Annotated in this window: 2 protein-coding genes; one reads left to right on the top strand and one right to left on the bottom strand. The window is 71.3% G+C overall.

The window, feature by feature from the left end; all coding sequences use genetic code 11:
- Nucleotides 1–801: 801 nt before the first annotated feature.
- On the bottom strand, nucleotides 802–2,529 hold the full coding sequence (locus ABZU53_RS31635) for a beta-N-acetylhexosaminidase (RefSeq protein WP_355069240.1): 1,728 nt from the start codon (nucleotides 2,527–2,529) through the stop codon (nucleotides 802–804).
- A 257-nt stretch (nucleotides 2,530–2,786) separates the two neighbouring features.
- Here ABZU53_RS31635 and ppdK point away from each other — a divergent pair, with 257 nt between their 5' ends.
- Complete coding sequence (gene ppdK, locus ABZU53_RS31630) at nucleotides 2,787–5,495, top strand: pyruvate, phosphate dikinase (RefSeq protein ID WP_355069239.1); 2,709 nt, start codon at nucleotides 2,787–2,789, stop codon at nucleotides 5,493–5,495.
- The last annotated feature ends 117 nt before the right edge of the window (nucleotides 5,496–5,612 follow it).

Raw genomic sequence — 5,612 nt, 5'->3', positions numbered from 1 at the left:
GCCGGCGATGGCGCCGCCGGTGAAGGCGAGGCCAGCAGCGGTCAGAGCGGTCTTACGAATCAGATCGGTACGCATGATGGCGTGCTCCTCTGCATCGGGGGAAAACGCAACGACACACAAAAACCGGGGGGATGTGTGCCGAGCGGGAAAGTTCACGGCGGGACGTGGCCAGGCGGCCCGGCGGGGGGCCTGCACGGGGTTGTCCCGGAGGGTGGTGCAACGGTCCGGGGCAGCGACTCATTCCGCATTCCGGACCACGCCGGCCGGTGGTGCTCGGCCGTGTAACCGCGGCGACCGCACGGGTGTTCCCGGCGGGCCGCCACACGGGCCGGCCAATCGTGCTGCTCGGCCGTGCGGGGATGTAACGGCGGCGGCCGGGCGGGTGTTCCCGGCGGCTGCCGCGCGCCGCTAGCCGGTAGGTCGCGGCGGCATGCCAGGTATAACGACCCCGCCGGGTCCCCGATTCCGCCACCAGCGTGGCACCGACCACGGGACGGCGATGTCGAATCCACCCCAAACCATCCATCGGAAACGGACATCCGCCACCACCCGGTGGTGATCGACTCGACTTCGGCGAAGTCGGGGTATCCGGGCGCGCGGGACACCCCGACATCACCGAACCCGAGTGGATCACCTCCAGGCGGCCCCACCGCCACCGGATGATCGTGCTCGATCCTGGAAACAGGGCCCTCGCCACGCGGGCGAGGCCACTACATCCAGGATCGAGCACGATCATGCGTGCACGGTGTCCGTCGGTGGGGCGGCACGCCGCTGACGGCGACCTCGCGGTGTGCCGCGCCTTCAGGGGGTTGTCGGGTCGTTCTGGGGTGCGCGGTGTTGCCGGGGGACCGTGGGCGTCGCCGGCCAGGGGATCTCGGGGGCGCGGTGGAAGGTGATCCCGGCGGTGGACCAGCGTGGCCCGTGCCCGGCCAGGCGCTCGCGGAATCCGGCCCAGTCGTGCGCGGCCCGGGGTGACCAGCCCAGCTCGGCGATGGCGGGCAACCGGGGAAACAGCATGAACTCGATGTCGGCGAGCGAGGTGACCGACTCGGTCCACAGCGGGGCCTCCACGCCCAGGACGGCCGCGGTGGGCACGCCGGCGACGTGCGTGCCCGGATCCCAGTCGTACGCCCGCCGTACGTCGATGAGGCCGGCCCAGTCGTGCCCGATCGGGGTGTCCGCGGCGTACTTCATGTCCAGGTAGGCGTGGTTGCCGGGGGAGAGGATCAGCCGAGCGCCCCGCCGGACCGCGTCGGCCGTGGTGGGATCGTCGGCGTCGGTGCCCCACCACTGCAGGACCCGCCCGTCGAGGTGTGCGGCCGGGGCGAGCTGGTGCCAGCCCACCACGGTTTTGCCGGTGTCGGCGACGATCCGCTGCGCCCTCTCCACGAAATCGGTGTAGACCGCACCCTTGACCTTGAACGCCTCGTCGCCGCCGATGTGCAGCCACGGCCCGGGGGTGAGGGCGGCCACCTCGCCGAGCACGTCGGCGATGAAGTCGTACGTCTGCTCGTCGGCCGGGTCGACGTAGCTGAAGCCGACCTCGGTGCCGGTGTACGGCGGCGGCGCGACCTTGTCCGGTGCGAGCTGGGGGTAGGCGACGAGCGCCGCGTTGGTGTGGCCGGGCAGGTCGATCTCCGGGACCAGCGTGACGTGCCGGGCGGCCGCGTGGGAGACGATCCGCCGGTAGTCCGCCCTGGTGTAGTGGCCGCCGGGGCCGCCGCCGACCTCGCTCGCCCCGCCGACGGTGGCGAGCTTCGGCCAGGAGTCGACGGCGATGCGCCACCCCTGGTCGTCGGTGAGGTGCAGGTGCAGGTGGTTGAGCTTGTAGCGGGCGAGGTGGTCGATCACCCGTAGGACGTCCTCGACGGCGAAGAAGTGTCGCGCCACGTCGAGCATCGCGCCCCGGTAGGGGAAGCGGGGGCGGTCCAGGATCGTGCCGCCGGGCAGCGACCAGCGCGTGGTCACCGGCGTCGGGTTCTCCACGGCGGCGGGGAGCAGCTGCCGGAGCGTCTGTACGCCGTAGAAGAGACCGGTTGGGGTGTCGGCGACGAGGCGTACCTCGGTGGTGGTCACGTCGAGCCGGTAGCCCTCCGCCCCGAGGTCGGTGGTCGGGCGCTCGACGGCGGGGGCCGGGCTGGCGGGCGTGGCGGCCAGGGTGAGCGTCAGCGGGCCGGTCGGCCCGACCGCACGGGTGTCGGCGACCGGCAGGAGGAACCCGGTTGCCGGTCGGAGCAGCTCGGCGAGGTGGTCGGCCACCGCGCGGGCGCCCGGGTGGGCGGTGACCCGGATGGCCGTGTCCCCGGTGAGCACGAAGGACGCGGTGGGGTCCGGTTCGACCCGTTCCGGTGCCGGTACGACGCTGTCGAGACGTACCGCAGGGGCGAGCAGGTCGTCGCCGGCCGCCCGCGCGGCGAGCACAGCCAGGTCGCCGGCCTCCGGCTGGTGCGCGGGCACTGCGGCCGAGTCGGCGACGGTGGCCGTCGGGGTCGGCTCGGGGGCGGGGGAGGAGAGCGGAAGGGATGACACGACGACGGCTCCGGAGGGGTTATTCGCGTCGGATATGGCAAAAGCGAGTTTCGACAGAACCAGTGCCGTCAAGAATACGAGGACCGGCGGAGATGCGTGATCGTGCGCGTGGAAGCGTTCCCAAAAACCGGTACGAACGCGGATAGTCGTGATGGCTGTGCCTATTGTCACCGAACGGTCCCAGGCCACCCGATCTTCGCTTAACCTTCGCCCTGAACCTTCGTTAAGTGTCAATCCGGCGCGCGTGGGAGGCTCTGGTGGCAGCGCAAGAGACCGACGAACACAAGTACGTCTACGACTTCTCCGAGGGCAACAAGGATCTCAAGGACCTGCTCGGCGGCAAGGGGGCCAACCTCGCCGAGATGACCAACCTCGGTCTGCCCGTCCCGCCCGGCTTCACCATCACGACCGAGGCCTGCCAGGCGTACCTCGCGACCGGGCGGGAGCCGGACGGCCTCGCCGGTCAGATCGAGGCGCACCTGGAGGCGCTGGAACGGGCGATGGGCAAGCGCCTCGGCGACCCGGGGGACCCGCTGCTGGTGTCCGTCCGCTCCGGGGCCAAGTTCTCCATGCCCGGCATGATGGAGACCGTCCTCAACGTCGGCCTCAACGACCAGAGCGTGGTCGGGCTCTCCGCGCAGGCGGGGGGCAACGACAGGTTCGCCTGGGACTCCTACCGCCGGCTGATCCAGATGTTCGGCAAGACCGTCTGCGAGGTGCCGGGCGAGGAGTTCGAGCACGCCCTCGACGAGGCCAAGAGCGCCAAGGGTACGCACAACGACCTGGACCTGGACGCGGACGACCTGCGCGGGCTGGTCGACGCGTACAAGAAGATCTTCGCCAAGCACACCGGCCGGGAGTTCCCGCAGCAGCCGCGGGAACAGCTCGACCTGGCCATCCGGGCGGTCTTCGAGTCGTGGAACGCCGAGCGCGCGGTGCTCTACCGCCGCCAGGAGCGCATCCCGGCCGACCTCGGCACCGCGGTCAACGTGGTGACCATGGTCTTCGGCAACCTCGGCCCCGACTCGGGCACCGGTGTCGCCTTCACCCGCGACCCGGGCAGCGGCGCGCAGGGCATCTACGGCGACTACCTGGCCAACGCGCAGGGCGAGGATGTGGTCGCCGGCATCCGCAACACCGTGCCGTTGCAGGAGCTGGAGCAGCTCGACAAGAAGTCCTACGACGAGTTGCTCTCGTTCATGGCCCGGCTGGAGGAGCACTACCGGGATCTGTGCGACATCGAGTTCACCATCGAGCGCGGCAAGCTGTGGATGTTGCAGACCCGGGTCGGCAAGCGCACGGCCGCCGCCGCGTTCGTCATCGCCGGGCAGCTCATCGACGAGGGCCTGATCGACCTGGACGAGGCGCTGCACCGGGTCAACGGCGCACAGCTCGCCCAGCTGATGTTCCCCCGCTTCCAGCTCGACCACGAATTCGAGGCGGTCGCCACGGGCATCGGCGCCTCACCGGGCGCGGCGTCCGGCACGGTGGTCTTCACCTCCGCGCGGGCCGTCGAGCTGGCCGCCGAGGGCAAGTCGGTGATCCTGGTCCGCCGGGAGACCAACCCGGACGACCTGAACGGCATGATCGCCGCCAAGGGCATTCTCACCTCGCGCGGCGGCAAGACCAGCCACGCCGCCGTGGTGGCCCGGGGAATGGGCAAGACCTGCGTCTCCGGCGCCGACGCGATCGACGTGAACGTGCCGGCGAAGCGGTTCACCGTGGCCGGGCGGACCGTCAACGAGGGCGACGTCGTCTCCATCGACGGCACCACCGGCAAGGTGTACCTCGGTGAGGTGCCGGTCATGCCGTCGGAGGTCGTGCAGTACTTCGAGGGCAGCCTCGACCCCGAGCACATCGACAACGCGCTCGTCCGGGCCGTACACCGGATCATGACGCACGCCGACGGCAGGCGGCGGCTGGCGGTCCGCACGAACGCCGACACCGGCGCGGACGCCGCCCGTGCCCGGCGCTTCGGCGCCGAGGGCATCGGGCTGTGCCGCACCGAGCACATGTTCCTCGGCGACCGGCGGGAGCTGGTCGAGCGGCTGATCCTGGCGCGCGCCGCGGACGAGCGGGAGGCCGCGCTGGAGGCGCTTCTGCCGTTGCAGCGGGCCGACTTCGTGCAGATCTTCCACGAGATGGACGGGCTGCCGGTCACCGTCCGGCTGATCGACCCGCCGCTGCACGAGTTCCTGCCGCCGTTGGAGCAGCTCGCCGTCAACGTGGCGGTCGCGCAGGAACGCGGCGAGGACGTGGCCAAGGAGGAGGCGTTGCTCGCCGCCGTCCGGCGGATGCACGAGGAGAACCCGATGCTCGGGCTGCGCGGCGTCCGCCTCGGCCTGGTCATCCCCGGCCTGTTCGCGATGCAGGTCCGGGCCATCGCGGAGGCGGCGGTGACCTGCGCCCGGGAGGGCCGGGTGGCCAAGCCGGAGATCATGGTGCCGCTCGTCGGAGCCGTGCAGGAGCTGGAGACGGTACGCGCCGAGGCCGAGAAGATCATCGCCGAGGTGGTCGGTGACAGCGGAGTCGAGGTGCTGATCGGCACCATGATCGAGGTGCCCCGGGCGGCGCTGACCGCCGGGCAGATCGCCGAGGCGGCCGAGTTCTTCTCCTTCGGCACCAACGACCTGACCCAGATGGGCTGGGGCTTCTCCCGCGACGACGTCGAGGGCGCGTTCTTCTGGCGCTACCTGGAGCTGGGCATCTTCGGCATCTCGCCGTTCGAGTCGATCGACCGCGACGGCGTCGGCCGGCTGGTGCGGATCGCCGCCGAGGAGGGCCGGGCCGCCCGCCCCGGACTGAAGCTCGGCGTCTGCGGTGAGCACGGCGGCGACCCGGACTCGGTGCACTTCTTCCACGAGGTCGGTCTCGACTACGTGTCCTGCTCGCCGTTCCGGGTGCCGGTGGCCCGCCTGGAGGCCGGCCGGGCGGCCGTGGAGACCGACGGGTCGGACAGCCGCTGACGCGGACGCTGGCGGCGGCCCGGACGGCCACCACGACGCGTCGACGGGTCGGCACAGGCGGCGAGGCGTGTTCCAGCGCCATCCGATCGACACGTACCAGTCCGAGGCGCAGGTTGA

The sequence above is a fragment of the Micromonospora sp. NPDC005194 genome, assembly GCF_040608335.1.
In the GTDB taxonomy this organism is placed as follows: Bacteria; Actinomycetota; Actinomycetes; order Mycobacteriales; family Micromonosporaceae; genus Micromonospora.
Note: the sequence above shows the minus strand (reverse complement) of the source record. Positions and strands in the feature narration are given on the sequence as shown.